Below are 24,273 nucleotides of genomic sequence, written 5' to 3'. Positions count from 1 at the left end.
CAATCAATCCTCAATCACCATAAAAGAGACGCAAGAGCCGGATATTTTTTTAATCGGAAGTTTCTTACTTTCAGGCTGGTGAACATGGCGATCATTATAGGTTATTATTCCCATATCCACTACTCAGTATTTATCTTATCAGCCTCTCCAGTTCTCAATTAGGAAAATTTTTAGCTCTCATCCGCTAAAATATCTAGTTTAGATAGATTTTACTACGTTATTAATAAGTTATCCTAACTAGGTAGGTGAACAGAAAAAACTGAAATATGTAATGAACCTTCACTCTCTCAGGGAGCCAAGCCGCTGAGTGGCTAGTACCGCAGGGCGGAAGTCAAAAGTCAAAAGTCAAAACGAAGACAGTATAGGCTTTTTAACGATTTAGAATGGTTGGTTTATTTATGCCGTGTTGTACTAGTATATTGTGGATTAACAGCCACCAAAAGGCTTTCAACCTTATTCCTGCAATCAATCAAATTAATCCCTAACTAGCTTTGAAATCCTGGTTTTTTAACCCTACCCAACCCCCAGTAAACCGAGAAACTGCGACTCTAACTATTGGAAAACTCCAAATTCGCGTAGCTACACCTGATGATCTAATAAGTATTGCCCAAATTGTGGCTGAAAGCTTTCACTCCCAAGAAGGTTTGTGGAGTTGGGCTTTCCCTTTGTTTCGTATAGGTATTTATGAGGATCTAAGGCATCGGCTCAATTCTCCCACACCCCATCATATTTGTTTAGTTGCTGTTGATACTGCCACTGAAAATCAGAAAATTATGGGAACTATAGAAATGAGTGTTAGGGGTAATTATCCTTGGATTGGTGTAAATCCGGGTTTCCCTTATATATCTAATTTAGCTGTTGATCCGGGTTGCCGTAGACTGGGTGTAGGCTCTAGTTTATTGATTCGCTGTGAGCAAATTTCCCAGGAATGGGGATTTCAAGATTTATATCTCCACGTTTTGGAACATAATCATCATGCCCGTCAGCTTTATTTTAAGTTGGCATATCGCGTACATAAGGTTGAATCTCCCTGGGATGCGCTTTTCCTTAATCGCTCACGGGAGATATTACTGCATAAACGTATATAGGAGAAGTCGGAGAGAAGGAAGGCAGAAGAAAGTCACATTTTGGATTTCATGAAAGTGCCTAAGTAGGGTTTGCTGATAGCGTAGCGTGGCGTTAGCCATATAAACCTACAACCCAGACACATGAAGAGTTTCATCTGTATAAAAGGTAAATGAGGTGCAAGAAAAATATCTCATAGCATCAAAAATCGCTCAATTTTCCAGACTTGATATTACTTATAACTTCTTCTAAATCCTCCTGATAGCGTAGCGTGGCGTTAGCCATACTTCTAGCCCTCACAGACAACTTTTTCAAACACCCTCTAAGTAACGGAAAGTAAAGTTAAGGAAATGTAGGTTGGGTTGAGCGACAGCAAGACCCAACCAAATCCTTGATAATGTTGGGCTATGGCTGATGCCTCCGGCGATAGCGAAGCGCTGCTGCAAGCAGTTCGCAGGGATACGCCTCCCGTCAGGGATACGTTCCACAACCCAACCTACCGGATAATGACTTTTTAGGCTTAACCGAGGAGTATTGACTCTGGATTGATTGAAATCCAGCATTAATCCCATAGAATAGGATAATTAAAATAACTAAAAGTGCGTGTTTATTTCTGAAATAAATGATACTGTTCAAGTAATATCAGAGAACAGTATATCAAACTATCACATTCAAAACAGTGTTATTAACCAAATTATCATGCCAGATGGAAATGGGCAATTTAATGGCTCTAATCTCCTCACACTAATTCATGGTGGCAAGGTTTTTATGGTTAATAGTCGGAGAAGGAATGGGTTAATACTTTTTAAAGAATATCATGCGGAGTTTGCCGGACCTGGAGCAGCGATTGGTGGAGATCATGATAGTGATTGCCAAGGGATTTTACCCATAGGCAATCTTTCTTTGTTGACTCCTGAATCCCATGAAGATCGTCAGAAAGCTTATTTGCTTAGGCGACAATGGATACGTTTAATTAAACAAATTACGGAGAGTCCGATTGCTAAAGAACGAGTACAAAAGATTCTTGATCAGTTTGAGGTATTTTTCCCGTCTGAAATAGTGGCTTGTATCCCAGATGAGGCTTTTGCAATGTTAGTAGGTGTGTTAACACAAACTGTAACGATTGTTCGTCGTGTAGGCATTGATACCGGATATAAATGAGTGGTAATTAGTTGCTACTTTTACAATAATGCTTGTATTCGCTCCAGGGTGCGGGTGTTTTCTGCGGGTGTACCGATAGTGATTCTTAAGCCATTGGGTAAAAGTCTAATCAGAGTCCCTTGATTTCTCAGTTTTTGGTTGAGATTTGTTAAAACGGTGGTTGATAATTGAGAGTCATCGGTTTTAATCCGCAAGTAAATAAAGTTGGTGCTGCTGGGTGTAATTTCCAGGGTTGGGTGTGCAGATAAGGCTGTGATCATTTTCGTTCTTTCGCTGAGGGTTTGGGGGATTGACTCTAGCAAAAGTTGCCGATTTTCTAATGCCATGAGGGCGGCGGCGATGGAAAAACTGGGAAGATTGTAGGGAAGACGAACTTTTTCTAAAATTGCGATCGCCTCTGGATGAGCGATACAATAACCTACACGCATGGCGGCAAGACGAAAGGCTTTAGAAAAGGTGCGTAATATAATCCAGTTAGGATGTTGTAATAATTCACCGGCTAAAGTCCTTTGACTAAATTCAAAGTAAGCTTCATCAACGACTACTAAAATTTCTTCTGGTAAACTTTTTAACCATTCTAGTTCCGCTGCTGTTAAAGAATTAGCGGTAGGGGAATTGGGGTGAACAACAAAAACGACGCGAATGGGCGGATTTTGTGTTTGGGAAATTGCCGATTTTGCGGCTGTTAAATCAGTTTCAAAGTTGCTGTGATTTCTGCCTACTGTAACTACAGGAATGCCTAAAGTCTGAGCTAAAATTCCATACATGGAAAAGGTAGGATTGGCGACTAATATAGAGCCTTCTCCCCCTAAACAAGTAGCAATTAATAGGGATCTAATTAATTCATCTGAACCATTACCGACGGAAATATTCGCAGCGGTGAAAGCTGAATTTGCTAGATTCGCTGATTCATTTACATACTGGGAAATGGCATTTTTGAGAGATTCGTGTCCACCATCGGGATAACGATTAGTTTCAATAAGTTGTTGATAAGTCCAAGCTAATTTTTCTTTGATTTCCGATGGTAAATCTAAGGGACTTTCATTAGTATCTAGTCTGTCAAATTGGATAGCGACTGGTTCAGCACTATCACTACCAGGATGAGCTTTATAAGCGTTAAGTTGGGATAAATCGGAACGAATAAATTTAAGCATTTGTCATTGATTGATAATTGGTGATTATATATCTTGTTCCCAGTCTCTGACTGGGAATACTATCACAGAGGCTCTGCCTCTACTGTTATGGAGAATGAAGGCAGAGCCTTCTATAATTCATTCCCATACAGAGTATGGGAACGAGAAAAACGAGAAAATTAAGGCAGAGCTTTCTAGACTTCATTCCCATACAGAGTATGGGAATGAGAAATTTTTTTAACATTCAGATTTACTAATATTGCATTAATTACAGAATCAATCACAGTAGCAACACAAGGAATAGCGATCGCATTACCAGTTAATTTTCGCATAGTTTGGTAACTGCCCACTATTTTATAAGATTCTGGAAAACCTTGCAACCTCAACATTTCTCTTTCGGTTAATCTTCTTTCTCCATTGACTAATAAATAATTATAAGATGCTCCTGCTCTCAATGCACAAGAATAAGGATATATACTAATATTACCAGATTTATTTTCATGCCATATTGTTGGTTGATCATATTTTTGTTCAGGTTTGACTTTTTGTAACCGATTTTGGCGAATTTTTTCGGAAGCATAATAAAATTCAGAAACAGATTTTTCTAATATTTCTGATAAGGGCTGCATGGGCATTTTAATTAATGGCCAGTTGAAGTTATGATAATGATTTTTATTTTTTAAGCCGACGATTAAAATTCTTTCTCGTTTTTGTGGTAAACCGAAATTAAGAGCATTGAGAATTTTATAATCTGTATAATAGCCTAATTCTTTTAAGGTATTAATAATTATTTTTAATGTTTGCCCCTGTTGATGTCCTTGTAATTGTTTGACATTTTCTAATATAAAGGCTGACGGTTGTTTATTTTTAATAATTCTGGCAATATCAAAAAATAATGTTCCTCTGGTATCTTCAAATCCTTTTAGTTCTCCACAAATGCTAAAGGGTTGACAAGGAAAACCACCTAATAATATGTCATGGTCAGGAATATCATTTTCGTCAATTTTTGTAATATCTCCTATGGGTGTTTCTTCAAAGTTTTCTGAATAGATTTTCTGGGCATTTATATCAATATCACTGGAAAAAACACATTGAGAATCAATTTTATAAATATGACAAATCTTTTCAATTGCTAATCTAAATCCACCTGTACCACTAAATAAGTCTATAAATTTGATCATTTGTTATCATCATTTATTCAAAGAAAATAATATCACGCCTTTATAGCGGTTATCAACCTTGATGCAATATAATTATTTAAGTTATATAATTAGGAGATAAATATATCTTGCCAACTTCCGAACAAAGTATTAGATGTGTTATTCTCTGTCAAACCTTGACAAATACATTTACACCTATTTTCATCGTCCGTTTAGATGAGCGCACAGGTAATCTGTTTATCTTGGCAGGAGATAACATAGAAATAGAAATATATCCTAATGGTTTATGGAGGTTTTTGTGATTATACCTAACTTTATTAGCATGACTAAAACTGAATTAAGAGCTTATATAATTGCTCACCCCAATGATAAAGCAGCATTTCATGCATTTATTGATCGTTTTGCTTCAGAAACTCCCAGCGAGATTTTTGATATACCAAAATCAAATCATGAGTTGCAGCAAGTGGAGAACTTAATTAAAGAAAAATTGGCTGAAACTAAATACCAATAGTTTTCACTTTGATGAAATATACGCAAACTAAATCTATCACAATTGTCAGGGTTTAGCACTGCTAAACCCCTACCAAATACAATTATCTCATAGTGACAAATTCCTCTGCTGCGGAGGGATGAATACCTACAGTGGCATCAAAATCAGCTTTGGTTGCACCCATTTTTACTGCAATAGCGACACCTTGAATAATTTCTGCGGCACTATCTCCCACCATGTGAGCGCCTAGAATTTTATCAGTGCTAGTATCTACTATTAGCTTCATCATGGTTTTTTCTTGCTTACCTGCCAAAGTGTAGTACATGGGGCGGAAGCTGGTACGATAAATTTTGATGTTATCATCACCGAATTTGTCTCTAGCTTGGGCTTCTGTTAACCCGACTGTTGCCGCTTCTGGGGTGGTGAATACGGCCGTAGCAACGGTTTCGTGACTAAATTCGCGGCGGTTGTTGCCAAATTCAGTATCAGCAAAGGCACGTCCTTCACCAATGGCGACGGGGGTTAAATTTAGGCGGTCTGTGACATCACCAACAGCATAAATATGGGGTTGGCAAGTTTGACTATATTCATTGACGGGAATTGCATTTGAGGTGCTGTATCCTGGTTCTTCTTCAGAACTGGGAACACAATCAAGTTGGGCATTTTCTAAGCCTAATCCTTCAATATTAGGACTGCGACCGGTTGCTACTAACAATACATCAGCAATGATTGGTTCTTGATTGTCTCCAGATAAAGTTAATTTCAGTCCTGCGTCCACTTTTTCTATGGCTGTCACCTCAGTATTTGCAACAATGCGAATGCCATGATTACTCATTCCCTCTTGGATACTGGTGCAAATATCCTGATCAAAACCATTCAAAATTTGCTCTTTGCGGATAATCTGGGTGACTTCTGAACCCAAACCGCGCATGATACAGGCAAATTCACTACCGATATAACCAGAACCAATAATAGCGATATGTTTGGGTTGAGTTTTCAGGTGGAAGATTTCATTGGAAGTAATACCATGTTCTATACCTGGTATGTCTGGTTTAATGGGACGACCACCGACAGCAATTAAAATTTTCGCGGCTGTATATTGTTTTCCATTGACTTCAACTGTGTGGGGGTCTATGAAGGTAGCGCGACCGGAAATTAATTCTACTCCGGCTTTTTCTAAAAAGCTGATGTGAAGTGCTGATAGTCTGTTAACTTCTTTATCTATGGATGTGATGAAATGTTCCCAGTCAAATTTTACATCTCCTACTGTCCAACCATAACCGGCGGCTTCTTGGAATTGGGCGGGGAAGTGAGAACCATAAACCATGAGTTTTTTGGGGACACAACCACGAATTACGCAAGTACCACCAACTAAATCATATTCGGCGATCGCCACTTTTGCACCATAACTAGCCGCCCGTTTAGAAGCAGCCAAACCCCCAGAACCAGCACCAATCACAAACAAGTCGTAATCAAAAGTCATAAATTTCTACTTTTTTAACTAAAAATAGGCTGTTGAACTATATATAGTCAGATTGCCTAGATTTAATCTAGCGTAGCTGACAACTAAAAATATAAAACCAGATCCCCGACTTCTAGGATTGATTCATCATTTATTGACATTATCAAAGAAGAAGTCGGGGATCTGAGAATTGACTAATAACTAATCCAATCACTCCAACTACCAGCGTAAAGTTTAGCGGTGGGAATTCCAGCTATGGCTAAAGAAAGTAAATTTACACAAGCTGTGACACCAGAACCACAATAAACTAAAATTTCTTTATTTGTATCTATATTTTGCCACCGTTGAGATTGTTCTAACTGGGGAATTAGGCACCCATAAGCGTCCGTTACTTCTTGCCAAGGATAATTAACAGCACCGGGAATATGTCCAGCAATTTTATCAATTGGTTCTTTTTCTCCACGATAACGTTCTCCTTCCCTAGAGTCTATTAAAACCACATTTTGACTATCTTGGTGATTTTTAATATAAGTAAAATCTACAACTTTATCTGCTTGTAATTGGGGAATAAATATTCCTCTTTCCGCAGTAGGAATGACATCTGTAACGGCATAACCCGCTTTTTGCCAACGGTCAAAACCGCCATCTAAAACAGCTACTTGTTCATGTCCTAAATACCGCAATAACCACCATAAACGAGAGGCAAAAGCCAAGCGAGAATCATCATAAGCTACTACTAAAGTTTTTTGGGAATTTACCCCAATTGCTGATAACTTTTCAGCTAATTCTGTGATATTTGGTAAAGGATGTCTGCCCCCATGTTCTTGCACAGGACTAGATAAATCTTGATTTAAGTCTAAATAATAAGAGCCTGGGATATGATTAGTTTGATACTGTTGTTTTCCTAATTGGTTATCAGCTAAAGAAAACCGACAATCAACAATCATAACTTGAGAATTATTGAGATTTTCAAACAGCCATTCTGGAGAAACAATAAATTGATTATTCATGGGTAATTGGTAATTGGTAATTGGTGAAAACTATTCTTCTTTCTTCTTTCTTCTTTCTCCTGACTGGGCGCAGGCCCTGCGCCCCTACATCCTGCACTCCTGACTCCTAAAATGTTTACACCCCAACAAACGCAAGATGGTTCTTTTACCTTTTTTTCCACAGAGTTTAATGAAGCCTTTCATAGTCACTATGGAGCAAAACAGGAAAGTTTACTGAAATTTGCGATTCCGACTCGATTACCAATATTAGCCGAAACGGGATTTGTGCGGCTGTTAGATATTTGTTATGGTCTAGGATACAACACAGCGGCAGCTTTACAGACAATTTGGCAAGTAAATCCTCGTTGCCATGTGGAATTGATTGGGTTAGAACTAAATCCCATTGTCCCCCAAGCGGCAATTAACCATCAGTTATTTAATGGTTGGGACGACAAATATATAAAAATTTTAACTCAAATAGCGTTTGAACATCAAATCCACATAGATTATTTGCAAGCTACTTTACTAATTGGTGATGCTAGAAACTTAATCCTCCAAGTACATGAATCAGGCTTTCAAGCAGATGCAATTTTTCTTGACCCCTTTTCACCTCCGCAATGTCCACAATTATGGACTCTGGAATTTATACAAAAAGTATCCGAATGCTTGCATGAGAATGGGTTACTAGCTACTTATTCCTGTGCTGCGGCGGTACGGACTGCGCTGTTAGCTGCGGGTTTGGTTGTCAGTTCTACTCCACCGATAGGAAGACGGACTCCGGGGACTATTGCGGGACATCCTCAACATGAAGAGGAATCAACTATATCCTATTTGCCGCCTCTTTCCCAAACTGAAGCAGAACATTTACGAACTCGTGCTGCTATTCCTTATCGAGATCCTAATTTGAGTGATACCGCGGCAATGATACTCAAGCGACGACAAGAAGAAATTCAAGTCTCTACATTGGAATCAAGTTCACAATGGCGCAAAAGGTGGTTAAGATCGTCAACACCGCAGGAGATTTTGCCTGAACAGTCAACAGTTAGCCATGATTAACTGATATGATCTGGCGTGGAAGGGAGTTAATCAAAAAAGTATTTATCACCAATTCACTGATATTTAATTATGGTTGTTGTAGCAATTCTCGCCGCTGGAAAAGGCACAAGAATGAAATCTAATCTACCCAAGGTTTTACATTCCTTGGGTGGAAGATCTTTAGTTGAACGCGTTATTGAAAGTGCTGAACCTCTTTCACCTGCCCGTAAGTTAGTGATTGTTGGTTATCAGTCCACAGAAGTAAAAACAGCTATGGATTCTATTTATGGTGTGGAATTTGTAGAACAGGCTGTACAATTAGGCACAGGTCATGCTATCCAACAATTACTTCCCCATTTAGAGGGTTATACTGGGGATTTATTGATTTTAAATGGTGATGTACCTTTGTTACGGACAGAAACTTTAAAAAACCTCTTACAAACTCACCAAGAAAATCAAAATTCCTGTACTATTCTGACTGCACAACTAGCAAATCCTCAAGGTTATGGTAGGGTTTTTCGGAATAGTGAGGGTATTGTCCAAAAAATAGTTGAAGATAAAGATTGTACTCCTAATCAAAGAGAAAATGATCGGGTAAATGCTGGTATTTACTGTTTTCATTGGCCTGATTTGGCTAAGATTTTACCAGATTTGCAAGCTAATAATTCTCAAAAAGAATATTACCTAACTGATGCTGTTACTCAAGTTGGTAAGGTAATGGCTGTAGATGTGAAAGATAATCAAGAAATTTTGGGAATTAATGATAGATTGCAATTAGCAACTGCTAATGATATTTTACAAAAACGGATTAAGGAAAAATGGTTGTTAGCAGGTGTGACGTTAATTGATCCGGCAAGTATTACTATTGATGAAACGGTAGAATTACAGCCGGATGTGATTCTTGAACCGCAAACTCATTTGCGAGGAAGGACGGTGATTCAAGCTGGTAGTCGCATTGGTCCGGGAAGTTTAATTGAGAATAGTGAATTGGGTGAAAATGTCACGGTTCTCTATTCTGTAATTACAGATAGTGTGATTCAATCTCAAACTCGAATTGGACCTTACGCACATTTACGTGGTCACGCTGAGGTGGGTGTAGGTTGCAGAATTGGTAATTTTGTGGAGTTGAAAAATGCCCAATTAGGCGATCGCACTAATGTAGCACACTTATCGTATTTAGGCGATACCACAACCGGAACTCAGGTCAATGTCGGTGCGGGGACAATCACTGCTAATTATGACGGTGTGAAGAAACATAGAACAACTATAGGCGATCGCAGCAAAATCGGTTCTAATACTGTGTTAGTTGCACCTATTACTGTCGGTAATGATGTCTACATAGCCGCAGGTTCAACGGTGACAGAAGATGTCCCAGATGATTCTTTGGTAATTGCTAGAAGTCGTCAGGTAGTCAAACCAGATTGGAAAATGAAAACTGACAGTTAATATTTTCTAGGGTGCGTTTACCAACGCACCTCTTCACAAAGAGGTTTGATTAAATTTGTAAAGTATGGAATTAAACTCTTGCATTTGCACCTTTGCGCGAAACAAAATTTATGGACAATAGCCAAAAATACCATCTCATGGTAAGCTACTAAATCTTAGAGTTAGGAAACTTCGGTTCAATTCCGGGACTGTGCCGCAACTGTAAAGCAATTTAGAGATGATTGGAGTTTAACTAAAAATCCAGAATCCCAAATTGAGTAAGTCAGAATGCTAACTCTCAAGTGTTCACTTCCGTTCTGTCTCTGCGTCACACAGAGAAGGAGTCATGATTTTGCAAATTCCATTTACCGCTTGTCCAGGATTATTTTACAACACAGCCGCCCAGGATGGTCTTCTTTATCGGTTGAGAATACCAGGGGGAATCATCAATTATAACCAATTTCAGGCGATCGCAGATATTGCTGATAATTATGGCAGTGGTTATATTGATATTACTAACCGCGCCAATATTCAAATTAGAGAAATTAAAAACAGCATAAATGTTGAGGTTCTGAAAAAATTACAAGCATTAGGTTTAGCCTCTACCAATGCCAAAATAGATCATATCCGCAACATCATGACCAATCCCACAGCGGGTATTGATGGTGAAGAATTACTAGATACTCGTCCCTTAGTGAAAGCCTGGGAACAATATATTACCGCACATTCTCAACTTTCCGAATTATCGGCAAAATTTAGCGTTTGCTTTGATGGTGGAGGCAAAGTTGCTGTAAAATATCAACCCAATGATATTATATTGGCAGCAGAAATAATTAACCGTAATGTATATTTGCGGTTATATCTCAGTTATGGAGAAAAAGGACAACCAGCACAGGATACAGGAATCTTATTCAAACCAGAAGAGACAACAACAGCTTTAGCAGCCTTAGCGCAAACTTACCTCAAACACATAGATACTAGAAACCGCCGTAAACTACGCTTACGAGAAATAATCAATAAGATCACAGTCAAAGAATATCTTCATCAAATCCAAGAAAACCTCAACTCAGATATATTGAACTTTACAAAAACTCCTCTCTGCGCCTCCGCGCCTCTGCGAGAAAAAACTCATATTGGTATTTATCCCCAACGCCAAACCGGATTATATTATATCGGCATAGTCTTACCCCTGGGAAGATTAGAAACTTCGCAAATTAGGGGTTTAGCTAATATTGCCAAAAGGTATGGCGATGATAATATCAGGTTAACACCTTGGCAAAACTTACTATTAACCGATATTCCCCAAAATCAAATTAGCGAAGTTGATCAACAAATTGCCAATTTAGGTTTAAACTCATCACCAACCAACATCAAAAGTTTCCTAGTAGCTTGTTCCGGTAAAAAGGGTTGTGCTGCTGCGGCCACAGAAACTAAAGATGATGCCATAAACTTGGCAAAATACCTAGAAAATCTGATGATTCTAGACTCACCTGTGAATATTCACTTTAGTGGTTGCAGTAAATCTTGCGCTCAACACACTCAAGCTGATATTACCTTACTTGGTATTATTACAGAAACCGTAAAAGCAACTTTTCCCGCTTATCAAGTGTATGTTCTTGGTCATTTACTTTATGAATATGTGACTATAGCGAAAATTCCGATTTTGATTCAAGAAATGCTGGCAGTGTATCAAAAACAACGTCTAAGTTTACACGAAACTTTTGGACAATTTATTGATCGTCATAGCCATCAATTAAATCAACTATTTAGCCAAACAACGCCCAATTTAACCTTTACAACCTGAAAATATCATGTTTGATTACATCCGTGATGGTAGCGAAATATATCGTAATTCCTTTGAAATTATTCGGTCAGAGTCCAATCTCGAAAGATTCCCTGAAGATGTAGCAAAAGTTGCTGTTCGCATGATTCATGCCTGTGGAATGACGGATATTGTCAAAGACTTAGAATATTCATCTACAGCGGTAGCATCCGGGAAAAAAGCCCTAATTGCCGGCGCACCGATTTTGTGTGATTCTTACATGGTAGCCGAAGGTGTTACCAAAAAAAGATTACCCAAAAATAATAAAGTTCTTTGCACCCTCAATGATCCAGAAGTACCACAACTAGCCAAAAGATTAAGAAATACAAGGTCAGCAGCAGCTTTAGAATTCTGGCGTTTCCACATAGAAGGGGCAATTGTGGTGATTGGGAATGCACCTACAGCCCTATTTAGGTTATTAGAAATGCTAGACGAGGGAGTTCCTCGACCGGCGTTAATCTTGGGCTTTCCTGTTGGTTTCGTGGGTGCAGCCGAATCAAAAGCCGCATTAGCCGCAGATAGCCGCAACGTACCATTTTTAACTTTACATGGAAGACGGGGCGGAAGTGCGATCGCTGCTGCTGCTGTTAACGCCTTAGCTAGTGAGGAAGAATAATGAATAACGCTGGAGGTCGTCTTTATGGAATTGGTGTGGGACCTGGAGACCCTGAACTCATCACCTTAAAAGCCTTGCGTCTCCTCCGTTCTGCCCCAGTTATTGCTTATCAATCAGCAACAAATAAAGAAAGTATCGCCAGAAAAATTGTCTCTCCATACTTGGATCATAGTCAGATTGAGGTAGCCTTTCATCTTCCTCGCGCCTTAGAACCAGAAAAGGCTAAATCTATCTATGACCAAGAAACTCAACCCATTGCTGACCATTTAGCAGCAGGTCGGGATGTAGTGGTTATCTGTGAAGGAGATCCGTTTTTCTATGGTTCTTTTATGTATCTTTTTACTAGATTGGCTGATAAGTATAAAACAGAAGTCGTCCCCGGAGTTTCCTCTCTCATGGCTTGTCCCGTGGCTTTAGGTTTACCATTTACCTATTACAATGATGTCCTCACAGTTTTACCTGCACCATTACCCAGAGAAGCCTTAATTAGCCAACTCCTAGCCACTGACGCGGCGGCTATTATGAAACTTGGTCGCCATTTTCTCAAAGTCAGGGATATTCTCCATGAATTAGGACTAGCTTCACGGGCTAGATACATTGAACGCGCTACAACTACACAACAGCGCATATTACCTCTTGACGAAGTTGACCCTCTTGATGTACCTTATTTCTCGATGATTATTATCCCTACTAAAAATAAGTTGTAGTTGTCAAGGAGTCACCGAGTCAGGCGCAAATTGTAAAGCCTGTAGGGGCGCAGGGACTGCGCCCTCAATCGTATTGCATCCTCAAGATAACTAAACTTTAACAAGAGTGTGTATATTTTCTGGCATATTTTTTGCTTTGTCCTGACTTTTATCAGAAAAATGCTTATCTATTAAAGCGGGAACTTGGGCAGCTTGAATTTTACTATAACGAGTTTTATCGGGCATAACTAAATTAGGACCAGATTTACAGTTTTTCATACAGCCAGTACCTTTAATCGTGACTGAATTTTCTAACCCGCTGTTTATTAACTCCGACTCCAAAGCTTGACATAAAGCTTTACCACCACGTTTCATACAATCAGATTTTTGACAAACTAAAATTGTTTGTGTTTTAGCAGGTTTCGTCTTAATTTGATTCTGTGCTGCAACTATTCCCATATCAGAACTTGCAGCCATAACTCTTTCTGCTACGAGAGTTACCTGATCTTTTTTCGGATTATATTGTTTTGTCCCCACAACTTGCAGCCAAGTCCCTTTAGCTAACCGTAAATCAAAAGCACTCCGTAAATGCTTGGCTAATTTTATATAATATTCACACTCAGAAGTCCCTAATAACAATCCTTTCAGCTTATATCCATCCTTAATCACAAAATCTAGAAATCTGCCTTCAAAACAAAATTCTGTGACTGCTGAATTAGTAGATATATTCATTTTTTAACCTATTTTTCTCACTAAAATTTTTGGTAACGACAACGCCAACAATTTTCAAGATTCCCAATCAAGTCTTGACGAGAAGCAGTGAATTGTTGAATTACACTCCAAAGCTGAATAGCTGCGGCAGGGTTATTTATTTCTACGGTTAAAGGCTGATTAGTCTCACAAACACAAATTATATCTAATTCTTGTAAGCGTTGATAAACCTGCCAACGGTCTGCCCAATTTATATCAATAACGTGCTTTCTATCTGTGTCTGAACTGAAAGATTTCAAGCGAGTAGCCCTCAAAATGCCATAAAGTTGCAGTAAAACTAGAAACCCACAGCCTAAATTTGCGAGTTAGTCGGAGTTTAGCTTCTTTCTTTAGAATACACTAACTGCAAAATATTGTCATTAATTTTGAGAAAAAATCTCATTTTTTCTTTGTTGAGAGATATGCACACTTTGAGATTGAAGTCAAGATAAATACCAAATATATATCTTTAAGCACAGATATATGAAAAAAAATTGATACTTACGATTGCTAATAATGCCAAAGTTTTTTAGATTTAGTAGCCTTGATTTTATTTTGAAAATGCTAATATGTGAGGAGTAAGCAGTTAAAAATCATAACTGTAAAAAAAAGAGGAGAACCATGTCTGATACGCAAACTATATTACACAACTTTGGTCAGGTTTATGACAATCCCGTCTTACTAGATCACAGTGTCACTGCGCCAGTTGTCGAAGGATTTAATGTCGTATTAGCTAGTTTTCAGGCATTATATTTACAATACCAAAAACATCATTTTGTGGTTGAAGGTGCAGAATTCAATTCACTGCATGAATTCTTTAACGCCAGCTACAAAGAAGTACAAGATCACATCCACGAAATTGGCGAGCGCTTAAATGGTTTGGGTGGCATCCCCGCAGCAAGTTTCACTAAATTAGCTGAATTATGCTGTTTTGAAACAGAAGTAGATGGCGTATTTTCTGCCCGAAAGATGGTAGAAAATGACCTAGTTGCCGAACAAGCATTAATTGGTGTAATTCGCCGCCAAGCTGCACAGGCTGAAAGTTTAGGCGATAGAGGTACACGCTATTTATACGAGAAAATTCTCTTAAAAACTGAAGAGAGAGCTTATCATCTAGCTCACTTTTTAGCTAAAGATAGTTTAACATTAGGTTTTGTGCAACGGGCTGAAAATTAAACTTTTGATAATCTCGATTCAACTAAATCAAGACTAAATAAATTTTAGTAATTGAGAATTTTACAAAATTAATAATTTTGGCAGAGAGGTGTAACCTATCCTTTCTGCCATTCTTTATATTAGGACTTAAAACCAATTATTTTTATTACATATTTTATATATCTAACAATAAATTATCAAACGCAGATGAACGGAGATGAACGCAGATAAAGAAAGATAAATTAATTATCTGTGAAGTCTTATTGTTATAATCCATAACAATTAAATAAACTCAGAATTTAGACATAAAATTCTCTTGCTTTAATTTTTCAAACTCTTACCTTTGCGCCTTTGCGCCTTTGCGTGAGCTTAATTCATACTTAAATTATGCAACGCCGAGAAAAAACGTAAAAACCAGTACCAAAAATCCCCCATATCTATAAATCCTTCCCCTTACCGTCATCAAAACCCGGAAAAGTTAATAATGAATGGCATGATGAGGCGTAAAGACCCTTAAAATAGTCAAGATTTGTATTTTTGTCATCTAAGGTAAAAACTATGCCCCGTCGTCAAGACCTCAAAAAAATTCTCCTGTTAGGTTCAGGACCAATTGTGATTGGTCAAGCCTGTGAATTTGACTACTCTGGAACTCAAGCCTGTAAAGCCTTGCGAGAAGAAGGCTATGAAGTCGTGCTGGTAAACTCCAACCCAGCGACAATCATGACCGACCCGGAAACCGCCGACCGCACCTATATTGAACCGTTGACACCGGAAATAGTGGAAAAAGTCATTGCCAAAGAACGTCCAGATGCTTTATTGCCAACAATGGGAGGACAAACCGCCCTCAACTTGGCTGTAGCGTTAGCCAAAAATGGCGTTTTGGAGAAATACAACGTCGAGTTAATTGGTGCAAAATTACCCGCAATTGAAAAAGCCGAAGACCGGAAACTGTTTAATGAAGCAATGGCTAAAATTGGGGTTGCAGTATGTCCCAGTGGTACAGCTTCCACTTTAGACGAATCAAAAGCGATCGCTCTGCAAATTGGCACATATCCTTTAATTATCCGTCCAGCCTTTACAATGGGGGGGACTGGTGGCGGTATCGCCTACAATCAAGAAGAATTTGAAGAAATGGCACAAGTAGGAATTGATGCTAGTCCCGTTTCCCAAATTCTCATTGACCAATCTTTATTGGGTTGGAAAGAGTATGAATTAGAAGTAATGCGGGATTTAGCTGATAACGTCGTGATTATCTGTTCTATCGAAAATCTCGACCCTATGGGGATTCATACAGGAGATTCTATCACCGTCGCCCCCGCCCAAACCCTAACTGATAAAGAATATCAACGGTTACGGGATATGGCAATTAAAATTATCCGGGAAATTGGTGTGGAAACCGGCGGTTCTAATATTCAGTTTGCCGTAAATCCCGTCAATGGTGATGTGGTGGTAATTGAAATGAACCCCCGCGTCTCCCGCAGTTCGGCTTTGTCTTCCAAGGCTACAGGTTTCCCCATTGCCAAAATCGCGGCGAAGTTAGCGGTGGGTTACACTTTGAATGAACTACAAAACGATATCACCAAAAAAACCCCCGCTTCCTTTGAACCGACAATTGACTATGTGGTTACGAAAATTCCCCGGTTTGCGTTTGAAAAGTTTCCCGGTTCTGATTCCGTCCTCACAACACAAATGAAGTCTGTGGGAGAAGCAATGGCCATTGGCCGGACATTCAATGAATCCTTTCAAAAAGCCTTACGTTCCCTAGAAACCGGACGCGCTGGTTGGGGTTGTGATAAAGCCGAAAAATTGCCCAGTGGTGAACAAATTCGCGCCCAATTGCGGACTCCTAACCCAGAACGCATCTTTTCTGTACGTCATGCTATGCAGCTGGGAATGAGTAATGAAGAAATCTACGAACTGACAGCAATTGACCCTTGGTTTTTAGATAAATTGCAAGAAATTTTAGAAATAGAAAAATTTCTCAAGCGCACGCCCTTAAAACAGTTGACAAAAGCGCAAATGTATGATGTAAAAAGAAATGGATTTAGCGATCGCCAAATAGCTTATGCTACAAAAACCAAAGAAGACGAAGTTCGCACATATCGCAAACAGCTAGAAGTTATCCCCGTTTACAAAACCGTTGATACCTGTGCTGCTGAATTTGAAGCCCTGACTCCATACTACTATTCTACCTACGAAGAAGAAACGGAAGTATTACCAACAGATAAACCCAAGGTGATGATTTTGGGTGGTGGTCCAAACCGCATTGGTCAAGGAATTGAGTTTGATTATTGTTGTTGTCATGCTGCATATTCTCTACATGATGCCGGGTATGAAACAATTATGGTCAATTCTAACCCAGAAACAGTTTCTACAGATTACGATACCAGCGATCGCCTGTATTTTGAACCATTAACTAAAGAAGACGTTCTCAACATCATCGAAGCCGAAAACCCTGTGGGGATAATTGTCCAATTTGGTGGACAAACACCATTAAAATTAGCCGTTCCTCTGCAAGAGTATTTACAAAAAGCTAATAGTATCACCAAGATTTGGGGAACATCTCCCGATTCTATAGATATGGCGGAAAACAGGGAACGGTTTGAAAAGATTCTGCAAGAATTAAATATCGCCCAACCACCTAATGGTATGGCGAGAAGCTATGAAGATGCTTTAATTGTTGCCAAGCGCATTGGTTATCCTGTAGTAGTCCGTCCTAGTTATGTATTGGGGGGAAGGGCGATGGAAATCGTTTATTCCGATACTGAATTAGAACGTTACATGACCTTTGCTGTGCAAGTAGAACCAGATCACCCGATTTTAATTGATAAATTCTTAGAAAACGCCATTGAAGTGGATGTAGATGCGATCGCCGATCATACTGGTAATGTCGTCATTGGTGGCATAATGGAACACATCGAACAAGCGGGGATTCACTCTGGTGACTCAGCTTGTTCCTTACCTTCCATTTCCCTCTCTCCCGCCGTTCTCAACCAAATCCGTTTATGGACAGTTCAACTAGCACAAGCTCTATCTGTAGTTGGGTTGATGAATATTCAATTTGCCGTAGTCGGTGCAAATGGCTATTCTCCCCAAGTGTATATTTTAGAAGCTAACCCCAGAGCATCACGGACAGTTCCCTTTGTATCTAAAGCCACAGGGGTACAATTAGCCAAACTCGCATCCTTAATTATGTCGGGGAAAACCTTAGAGGAAGTGAAATTTACAAAAGAAGTCATTCCCTCTCATATTGCCGTCAAAGAAGCGGTTTTACCATTTAGTAAGTTCCCTGGTACAGATACCATTTTGGGTCCAGAAATGCGCTCAACTGGCGAAGTAATGGGTATTGACAGCGATTTCGGTCGCGCCTTTGCCAAAGCAGAATTAGGCGCAGGGGAAAAATTACCGCTTCAAGGAACTGTATTTGTTTCCATGAGTGACAGAGACAAACCTCTCGCAGCAGATGTCATTAAGGAGTTTATTAAGTTAGGCTTTACAATCATGGCTACCCAAGGGACACGCCAAGTCTTGCAAGAACAAGGGTTAGAGGTAAAATCAGTTCTCAAACTCCATGAAGGTCGTCCTCATGTCCTGGATGCGATTAAAAACGGCAACATTCAACTGATCATCAACACACCTTCTGGAGAAGAAGCTCATGCCGATTCTAAGTTAATTCGTCGCACCGCATTAGGCTACAAAATCCCCATCATTACTACTATTGCAGGTGCTAGAGCCACAGCCGCAGCCATCTGTTCTCTGCAAAATACAACTTTAGATGTCAAGGTGATCCAAGAATACTGTCCAAGAAGTTAATTGTCTAAACTATGATTTTTGTGATTTTGATGATTTTTATGATTATTTGGCTAGTTTTTCGCAGAAATCTATGATTTTTACGACAGATATATCATCTTAATTAAAAGAATCACAAGAATCATAGTTCAGACCTTTGATGATTTTTATGATGAATCCTGCGGATTTATCGGGAAAATCCCTCATATTAATCAAAATAATCAGAAAAATCATAGTTCAGACGTTTTCCTCATCTTCATCAAAATAATCCTAAAAATCATAGTCCGACATTATTAAGCAATTGTTACAAAAAAATCATTATCGTTATCATTGAGATATTTTAACAAATATGAGGAAGCTATTTCTCCGCTAGAGGATTAGCCGTTATTTAAGGAAATGTATGCCGTTCAGTAATTTCAGAGTCTGAGGTGATCTCAAATTACTGCCGAAGTGCGGGTTTCCCTATAGTCAAATTATTCTCATAAATGTTACAATTATTAATATTCCCGAAAACACAAAAAATGTTTGACTTGCTACTGTGTATCTAACTATGGATACTTGTGGAAACAAGGAGACAGATGTAACGTTTGGCAGTGAAGTACCTAATTTACCCAAATATGGGCAACCTGAGTTTATCGGGTGCGACAAATCTCAAAACATTATTTCGTTAACGACCCTATCAGCAAACCCACCATTACCCAAGAGTAGCGCCATGAAGACCGCTCAATCAGCCACCGACCTCGTGCGGACTTACCTGCGTGAGATTGGCCGTGTGCCACTCCTCACCCACGAAGAAGAGATTTTTTATGGTAAACAGGTGCAACGATCTACTGCCTTGCATGAGATCCGGGAAGGTCTGGCTACCCAGTTAGGTCATGAACCAACTGTAGAACAATGGGCAGCAGCCTCTGATATAGAAGTATCAGAATTAAATCAAGCGATCGCAGTTGGTGAAATAGCCAAACGGAAAATGGTAGAAGCCAATCTCCGCTTAGTCGTTTCCGTTGCCAAAAAGTACATTAAACGTAATGTTGACTTACTTGATCTCATTCAAGAAGGCAGTATTGGTATGCAACGGGGTGTAGAGAAATTTGATCCTACCAAAGGATACAGATTTTCTACGTATGCCTATTGGTGGATACGTCAAGCCATTACTCGGGCGATCGCCGAAAAAGCCCGAACAATTCGCTTGCCCATTCATATTACGGAAAAACTCAACAAAATTAAAAAAGCCCAGCGTCAACTATCCCAAGGACTAGGACGTGCGCCCACAGTAGCGGAATTATCCCAAGAACTAGATTTAACACCCAAACAGGTGCGAGAGTACCTAGAAAAAGCCCGTCTACCATTATCTCTAGATTTACGTCTAGGAGATAACTATGACACTGAACTGGGAGAAATGCTAGAAGACACAGGGGCAACACCGGAAGATTTTGTCATGCAAACTTCCCTGTCTTATGACTTAGAACGGATGATGTCAGAACTCACACCCCAGCAAAAGGAAGTGATTAGTCTCCGCTTTGGTTTAGTAGATGGACAATCTTTAACTTTGGCTAAAATTGGTGAAATCCTGAATATTAGCCGGGAACGAGTCCGCCAAATTGAACGGGAAGCACTAAACAAACTTCGCAAATCTAAAGCAACTATGAATGAGTATCTTGCAAGTTAGTCAGTTGTTATTAGTTAATGGTCAGTTATTTTTTGCTTTGTGGGTGGAGTTTCCCCACCCATAATCACTCAATAGGTGAAAAACACTCCCATTTGAGTACGGTTAAACCGACTCCCTCGAAAGGAATAAACTGTTAGATTGGTTGACATGAATTATATATATAATAGTCAACTAGATCGAATAAGCAATAACTACAAGTTATTCTAGTCACAAATACCGTCGTTACTAGTGGCAGTACAGGAGGTCAAAGGTGAGTAACAAATCTAATCGAGTATCAGAATTTTTTAATAGTGAGTCGGAAACAAGTAATTTATTATGGCAATATGTTAAATCGTTAAGTCCAGAAACAGTTAATCAATTATCTAAACCCACTTCTACGGAAGTTTTACAGGTAATGGAACGGAACATCATTGGACTTTTAGGAAATTTACCTTCTGAACAATTCGGGATTACTATTTCTACTAGTCGGGAAAACTTGGGTCGCTTATTAGCATCAGCTATGATTAGTGGCTATTTTTTACGCAATGCAGAACAAAGAATGGGTTTTGATGTGGTCATGCAAACAACAGAAGCTAATAGTAGCGAAGTTGAATAGTATTTTTGTAGGAAAATTATCAAAATAAATATCAACTCAGTAGAGATATAATTAATCTACCGAGTTTTTTTTGTTATTTATTGATAATTGGTAATTATATGAATGAAAGTATTTCTATCCCTCATAAAATTATTGGTGTTGCTGTTATTTGGAATGACCAAAAACAGATATTAATTGATAGACGCTTACCTACAGGTGCAATGGGTGGTTTATGGGAATTTCCAGGGGGAAAAATTGAAATTGGTGAAACTATTCAAGAATGTATTAAACGAGAAATTTCTGAAGAATTAGGCATAGAAATTGCCGTTGGAGAACATCTAATTACTATTGATCATACTTATACTCATTTACGAGTAACTTTAACAGTCCATCATTCTCAGCATTTAGTGGGTGTTCCTCAAGCGATAGAATGCGATGAAATTCGTTGGGTGAGTTTGGATGAATTAGATAATTTTACTTTTCCAGAAGCGAATGGGGAAATTATTGCGGCTTTGAGGAAATATCACAATCAAAATCTGCAAAGTTAGAGTCATAAACTCAAGAATTATCAGGTGAAAATTTAGATGAGCTTTCGGAAGCACTTTTGGATTTTTCACAACCTGATAATTTGGTAATTTGGATAGCCAATCAAAGTTAAAATGTTTTCTCACGCAAAGAGGAAAAGATATTTTTTATGAGTCGGTTTTAACCGACTTTTGCTTTTAGACAGGGAATTTATTCCCTGGCTGTCTTATATCTAGTATAATAGATAATGATTAGCGGTAAAAACTATGACTCAATTACTTGAAGAAGCCATTAAACAAATAAAGCAACTTCCTGAAACCGAACAAGATATAATTGCTAGACTCATTCTCAACGCTTTAGAAAATAATTTAGCTGAGAAAAATTTGTCTGTTATTGATGAAAGTCATACTTGGACAGAAGAAGACCAACTTGATATCACCTCTTTTTCTTTACAATATGCTGCTTCGATATTTCCAGAAAGTGAGGAAATAACACAGTGAAATTTAATCCTGGGGATGTGGTAACGGTTGATTTTCCTGGCGCTACAGGTATTAAACGCCGTCCGGCTGTAGTTTTATCATCTGTAATTTATCACGCAAATCGTCCTGATGTTATCATTGGATTAATTACTTCTCAAACAACTGCATTAGGTATTACTGACTATATACTTCAAGATTGGAATGAGGCTGGTTTACGAGTTGCGTCTATTTTTCGCAGTTATATTGTGACACTGCCACCTTCAGCTAATTTTAGTTTAATTGGTCATTTGTCAGAGCGTGATTGGCTTGGTGTTTGTAATTGTGTGAAAATATCTTTGGCCAAGTTAGATAGTTTATGAAAGTTTAGGGTTTTTCCCAAGCAAATACGCAAAATGTAAATGGACTGCCTCGGAATTGAACCGAGTTTTCTCCCTTTTGTATGCAAGCATAGATATATGACTCAAGAGTTATCAGGTGAAAATTTAGATGAGATTTCGGAAGCTATTTTGGATTTTTCACAACCTGATAATTTGGTAATTTGGATGGTGAATCAAAGTTAAAATATTTTCTCACGCAAAGAGGAAAAGATATTTTGGCTCTACCGTTCCCTTTATGTAAAACAACATTTATTGTAGGTTGGGTAGAACGAAGTGAAATCCAACATTAGCGGTAGGATAGCAAGGGGTGTTGGGTTTCGTCCCTCAACCCAACCTACAAAAATTAATATTCTTCTCCATAAGGGGAGCGGTAGAACCGATATTTTTTATGAGTCGGTTTTAACCGACTTTTGCTTTTAGGCAGGGAATTTATTCCCTGGATATATTTGATGTTTAATTTTGTTAGAACTTTCTATAGAAGATTGGCAAGTAGAAACCACAAGTTAATTTATGTTAGGTATCATTTTCCAAAACCCTTATTTTCCTATAGGTTTGATATTATGAACTTAAAACCCATTAGAACAGAATCAGATTATCAACAGGCATTAAAAGAAATCGAACAAATTTTTGATGCTGAACCTAATACACCAGAATATGAGAAATTAGATATTTTAACGACTTTAGTAGAAGTCTATGAACAACAAAATTATCCTATTGATCCTCCATCTCCTATCGCAGCTATATTATATTATTTAGAAAGTCGTAATCAAGGAGTTTCTACTTTTATTGAAAATTTAAAACATCATGGAGTTAGTGAAGAAATAATTAATATAGCTTTAAATGAAATGACTCACTGATTATTGATTATCATGTCATCAAATAATTGTAGTCAGAGGTAAATTAAATTTATACTATAACTTATCAAATAGACTTCAATATCTGGCTTGAAGAAACAGCCAAATTATTACTAGAAAATTGCTGGACAGAAATAGATAAAGAACATTATCAAATCTTCCCAATATTTGGACATCGTTAAACCTGCATTTAGATCCCCGACTTCTTTGATAAATTATCATTATTTACAAAAGATTAAATTAAGAAGTCGGGGATCTTTAGCCTGAATTGAATCACCCTAGAGAATTTGGGATAAAAATTTCCTGGTTCTTTCTTCTTTGGGATTAGTAAAAAAGGTGTCGGGGGTAGAAGATTCAACTAATAAACCGCTATCCATTAACACAACTCTATCAGCAACTTCTCGCGCAAATCCGACTTCATGGGTAACAACTATCATTGTCATTCCGTCATTAGCCAGATTTCGCATTACGTCTAAAACTTCTCTCACCATTTCTGGATCTAAAGCTGATGTTGGTTCATCAAATAACATAATTTTCGGTTGCATTGCTAATGCACGCGCTATGGCTACTCGTTGTTGTTGTCCACCGGATAATTGTCCGGGATATTTTTGTGCTTGTGCTAAAATTCCCACTCTTTCTAATAATTGCATTGCTAATGTTTCCGCTTTAACTTTGGATATTTTGCGAACATATATTGGTGCTAAGGTGATATTTTGTAAAACTGTTAAATGGGGAAATAAGTTAAATTGCTGAAATACCATTCCCACTTCTCGACGAATTGTTTCAATATTTCTTAAATCATGACTGAGGGTAATTCCGTCAATGGTAATAATTCCTTGTTGATATTCTTCTAAAGCGTTAAATGTTCTAATAAAGGTTGATTTTCCTGAACCAGATGGTCCCATTAAAACAACGACTTCTCCCCGTTCTACAGTTAAATTTACACCTTGGAGTGCATGAAATTTACCATACCATTTGTGAACATCTTCAGCAATAATTATCGGGTTTGATTCTGTCATATATTCCTTTTGTGTCATACAATTTATATTTAAATATT

General features: G+C 38.3%; 25 protein-coding genes and 1 pseudogene. 19 read left to right on the top strand and 7 right to left on the bottom strand.

Going from position 1 to position 24,273, the window contains the following annotated elements:
• Positions 1-491: 491 nt before the first annotated feature.
• Both FJR37_RS08795 and FJR37_RS08790 read left to right on the top strand, forming a co-directional pair.
• Positions 492-1,088, top strand: a complete 597-nt coding sequence (locus FJR37_RS08795; protein WP_039202406.1) for a GNAT family N-acetyltransferase — start codon at positions 492-494, stop codon at positions 1,086-1,088.
• A gap of 616 nt (positions 1,089-1,704) precedes the next feature.
• Positions 1,705-2,226, top strand: coding sequence for a hypothetical protein (locus FJR37_RS08790; protein ID WP_371416109.1), 522 nt, complete (start codon positions 1,705-1,707; stop codon positions 2,224-2,226).
• A 20-nt stretch (positions 2,227-2,246) separates the two neighbouring features.
• On the opposite strand, the gene FJR37_RS08785 is transcribed toward FJR37_RS08790, so the two are convergent.
• Together FJR37_RS08785 and dcm are read right to left on the bottom strand one after the other, a co-directional pair.
• Positions 2,247-3,380 carry a histidinol-phosphate transaminase gene (locus FJR37_RS08785; RefSeq protein ID WP_039202409.1) on the bottom strand — a complete coding sequence of 378 codons (1,134 nt, stop codon included), beginning with the start codon at positions 3,378-3,380 and terminating at the stop codon, positions 2,247-2,249.
• Between the two features lie 173 nt (positions 3,381-3,553).
• Positions 3,554-4,540, bottom strand: a complete 987-nt coding sequence (gene dcm, locus FJR37_RS08780; RefSeq protein WP_168465801.1) for a DNA (cytosine-5-)-methyltransferase — start codon at positions 4,538-4,540, stop codon at positions 3,554-3,556.
• 107 nt (positions 4,541-4,647) lie between these two features.
• Here dcm and FJR37_RS08775 point away from each other — a divergent pair, with 107 nt between their 5' ends.
• Positions 4,648-4,821, top strand: a complete 174-nt coding sequence (locus FJR37_RS08775; RefSeq protein WP_168465800.1) for a hypothetical protein — start codon at positions 4,648-4,650, stop codon at positions 4,819-4,821.
• Positions 4,806-5,030, top strand: coding sequence for a hypothetical protein (locus FJR37_RS08770; protein ID WP_217355219.1), 225 nt, complete (start codon positions 4,806-4,808; stop codon positions 5,028-5,030). Before FJR37_RS08775 ends, FJR37_RS08770 begins: the two co-directional genes overlap by 16 nt.
• Before the next feature lie 82 nt (positions 5,031-5,112).
• Here the strand turns inward: FJR37_RS08770 and gor are convergent, their stop codons facing one another.
• A complete protein-coding gene (gor, locus tag FJR37_RS08765; RefSeq protein WP_039202410.1) occupies positions 5,113-6,492 on the bottom strand; it encodes a glutathione-disulfide reductase in 1,380 nt (459 codons plus the stop codon).
• Positions 6,493-6,665: 173 nt separating this feature from the next.
• The gene (locus FJR37_RS08760; protein ID WP_039202411.1) at positions 6,666-7,481 is read right to left on the bottom strand and encodes a sulfurtransferase; all 816 of its coding nucleotides are present in this window, start codon (positions 7,479-7,481) and stop codon (positions 6,666-6,668) included.
• Between the two features lie 111 nt (positions 7,482-7,592).
• Here FJR37_RS08760 and FJR37_RS08755 point away from each other — a divergent pair, with 111 nt between their 5' ends.
• The 5 genes from FJR37_RS08755 (at position 7,593) to FJR37_RS08735 (ending at position 13,065) form a co-directional block, all read left to right on the top strand.
• Positions 7,593-8,516: a tRNA (5-methylaminomethyl-2-thiouridine)(34)-methyltransferase MnmD gene (locus FJR37_RS08755; protein ID WP_039202413.1), complete on the top strand. Its 924-nt coding sequence runs from the start codon at positions 7,593-7,595 to the stop codon at positions 8,514-8,516.
• A gap of 69 nt (positions 8,517-8,585) precedes the next feature.
• Positions 8,586-9,941, top strand: coding sequence for a bifunctional UDP-N-acetylglucosamine diphosphorylase/glucosamine-1-phosphate N-acetyltransferase GlmU (glmU, locus tag FJR37_RS08750; protein WP_039202414.1), 1,356 nt, complete (start codon positions 8,586-8,588; stop codon positions 9,939-9,941).
• Between the two features lie 325 nt (positions 9,942-10,266).
• The gene (cobG, locus tag FJR37_RS08745) at positions 10,267-11,724 is read left to right on the top strand and encodes a precorrin-3B synthase (protein ID WP_254434540.1); all 1,458 of its coding nucleotides are present in this window, start codon (positions 10,267-10,269) and stop codon (positions 11,722-11,724) included.
• A gap of 7 nt (positions 11,725-11,731) precedes the next feature.
• Positions 11,732-12,358 (top strand): precorrin-8X methylmutase, encoded by a 627-nt coding sequence (locus FJR37_RS08740; protein ID WP_039202415.1) that lies wholly within the window; start codon positions 11,732-11,734, stop codon positions 12,356-12,358.
• Positions 12,358-13,065, top strand: coding sequence for a precorrin-2 C(20)-methyltransferase (locus tag FJR37_RS08735; RefSeq protein WP_039202416.1), 708 nt, complete (start codon positions 12,358-12,360; stop codon positions 13,063-13,065). Before FJR37_RS08740 ends, FJR37_RS08735 begins: the two co-directional genes overlap by 1 nt.
• A 90-nt stretch (positions 13,066-13,155) precedes the next feature.
• Here the strand turns inward: FJR37_RS08735 and FJR37_RS08730 are convergent, their stop codons facing one another.
• Both FJR37_RS08730 and FJR37_RS08725 read right to left on the bottom strand, forming a co-directional pair.
• The gene (locus FJR37_RS08730) at positions 13,156-13,776 is read right to left on the bottom strand and encodes a (2Fe-2S) ferredoxin domain-containing protein (protein WP_039202417.1); all 621 of its coding nucleotides are present in this window, start codon (positions 13,774-13,776) and stop codon (positions 13,156-13,158) included.
• A 20-nt stretch (positions 13,777-13,796) separates the two neighbouring features.
• The gene (locus FJR37_RS08725; RefSeq protein ID WP_039202434.1) at positions 13,797-14,054 is read right to left on the bottom strand and encodes an Asr1405/Asl0597 family protein; all 258 of its coding nucleotides are present in this window, start codon (positions 14,052-14,054) and stop codon (positions 13,797-13,799) included.
• Between the two features lie 361 nt (positions 14,055-14,415).
• On the opposite strand from FJR37_RS08725, the gene FJR37_RS08720 reads away from it, so the two are divergent.
• From FJR37_RS08720 to FJR37_RS08675, 10 genes and pseudogenes are all read left to right on the top strand, one after another.
• Positions 14,416-14,970: a Dps family protein gene (locus tag FJR37_RS08720; protein ID WP_027404961.1), complete on the top strand. Its 555-nt coding sequence runs from the start codon at positions 14,416-14,418 to the stop codon at positions 14,968-14,970.
• Positions 14,971-15,507: 537 nt separating this feature from the next.
• Positions 15,508-18,762 carry a carbamoyl-phosphate synthase large subunit gene (gene carB / locus FJR37_RS08715; RefSeq protein WP_168465799.1) on the top strand — a complete coding sequence of 1,085 codons (3,255 nt, stop codon included), beginning with the start codon at positions 15,508-15,510 and terminating at the stop codon, positions 18,760-18,762.
• Positions 18,763-19,450: 688 nt separating this feature from the next.
• Complete coding sequence (locus FJR37_RS08710; RefSeq protein WP_039203234.1) at positions 19,451-20,407, top strand: RNA polymerase sigma factor, RpoD/SigA family; 957 nt, start codon at positions 19,451-19,453, stop codon at positions 20,405-20,407.
• Positions 20,408-20,657: 250 nt separating this feature from the next.
• A complete protein-coding gene (locus FJR37_RS08705) occupies positions 20,658-21,002 on the top strand; it encodes a DUF760 domain-containing protein (protein WP_039202418.1) in 345 nt (114 codons plus the stop codon).
• Positions 21,003-21,100: 98 nt separating this feature from the next.
• A complete protein-coding gene (gene mutT, locus FJR37_RS08700) occupies positions 21,101-21,529 on the top strand; it encodes an 8-oxo-dGTP diphosphatase MutT (protein WP_039202419.1) in 429 nt (142 codons plus the stop codon).
• Positions 21,530-21,552: 23 nt separating this feature from the next.
• Positions 21,553-21,639 (top strand): annotated as a pseudogene (locus FJR37_RS27670) (hypothetical protein); the annotation flags it as partial.
• 133 nt (positions 21,640-21,772) lie between these two features.
• Positions 21,773-22,006, top strand: coding sequence for a hypothetical protein (locus FJR37_RS08690; RefSeq protein WP_027404956.1), 234 nt, complete (start codon positions 21,773-21,775; stop codon positions 22,004-22,006).
• Positions 22,003-22,344 carry a type II toxin-antitoxin system PemK/MazF family toxin gene (locus FJR37_RS08685; RefSeq protein ID WP_027404955.1) on the top strand — a complete coding sequence of 114 codons (342 nt, stop codon included), beginning with the start codon at positions 22,003-22,005 and terminating at the stop codon, positions 22,342-22,344. The genes FJR37_RS08690 and FJR37_RS08685 overlap by 4 nt, the downstream gene beginning before the upstream one ends.
• A 96-nt stretch (positions 22,345-22,440) precedes the next feature.
• Positions 22,441-22,545, top strand: coding sequence for a DUF4351 domain-containing protein (locus FJR37_RS08680; protein ID WP_152540522.1), 105 nt, complete (start codon positions 22,441-22,443; stop codon positions 22,543-22,545).
• Between the two features lie 377 nt (positions 22,546-22,922).
• Entirely contained in the window at positions 22,923-23,219 is a 297-nt protein-coding gene (locus FJR37_RS08675) for a type II toxin-antitoxin system HigA family antitoxin (RefSeq protein WP_039202436.1), read from the top strand.
• Between the two features lie 275 nt (positions 23,220-23,494).
• Here the strand turns inward: FJR37_RS08675 and FJR37_RS08670 are convergent, their stop codons facing one another.
• Positions 23,495-24,235 carry an amino acid ABC transporter ATP-binding protein gene (locus FJR37_RS08670; RefSeq protein WP_039202420.1) on the bottom strand — a complete coding sequence of 247 codons (741 nt, stop codon included), beginning with the start codon at positions 24,233-24,235 and terminating at the stop codon, positions 23,495-23,497.
• Positions 24,236-24,273 lie beyond the last annotated feature (38 nt).

The organism is Aphanizomenon sp. UHCC 0183 (assembly GCF_009712065.1).
GTDB classification, from domain to species: Bacteria; Cyanobacteriota; Cyanobacteriia; order Cyanobacteriales; family Nostocaceae; genus Dolichospermum; species Dolichospermum heterosporum.
Note: the sequence above shows the minus strand (reverse complement) of the source record. Positions and strands in the feature narration are given on the sequence as shown.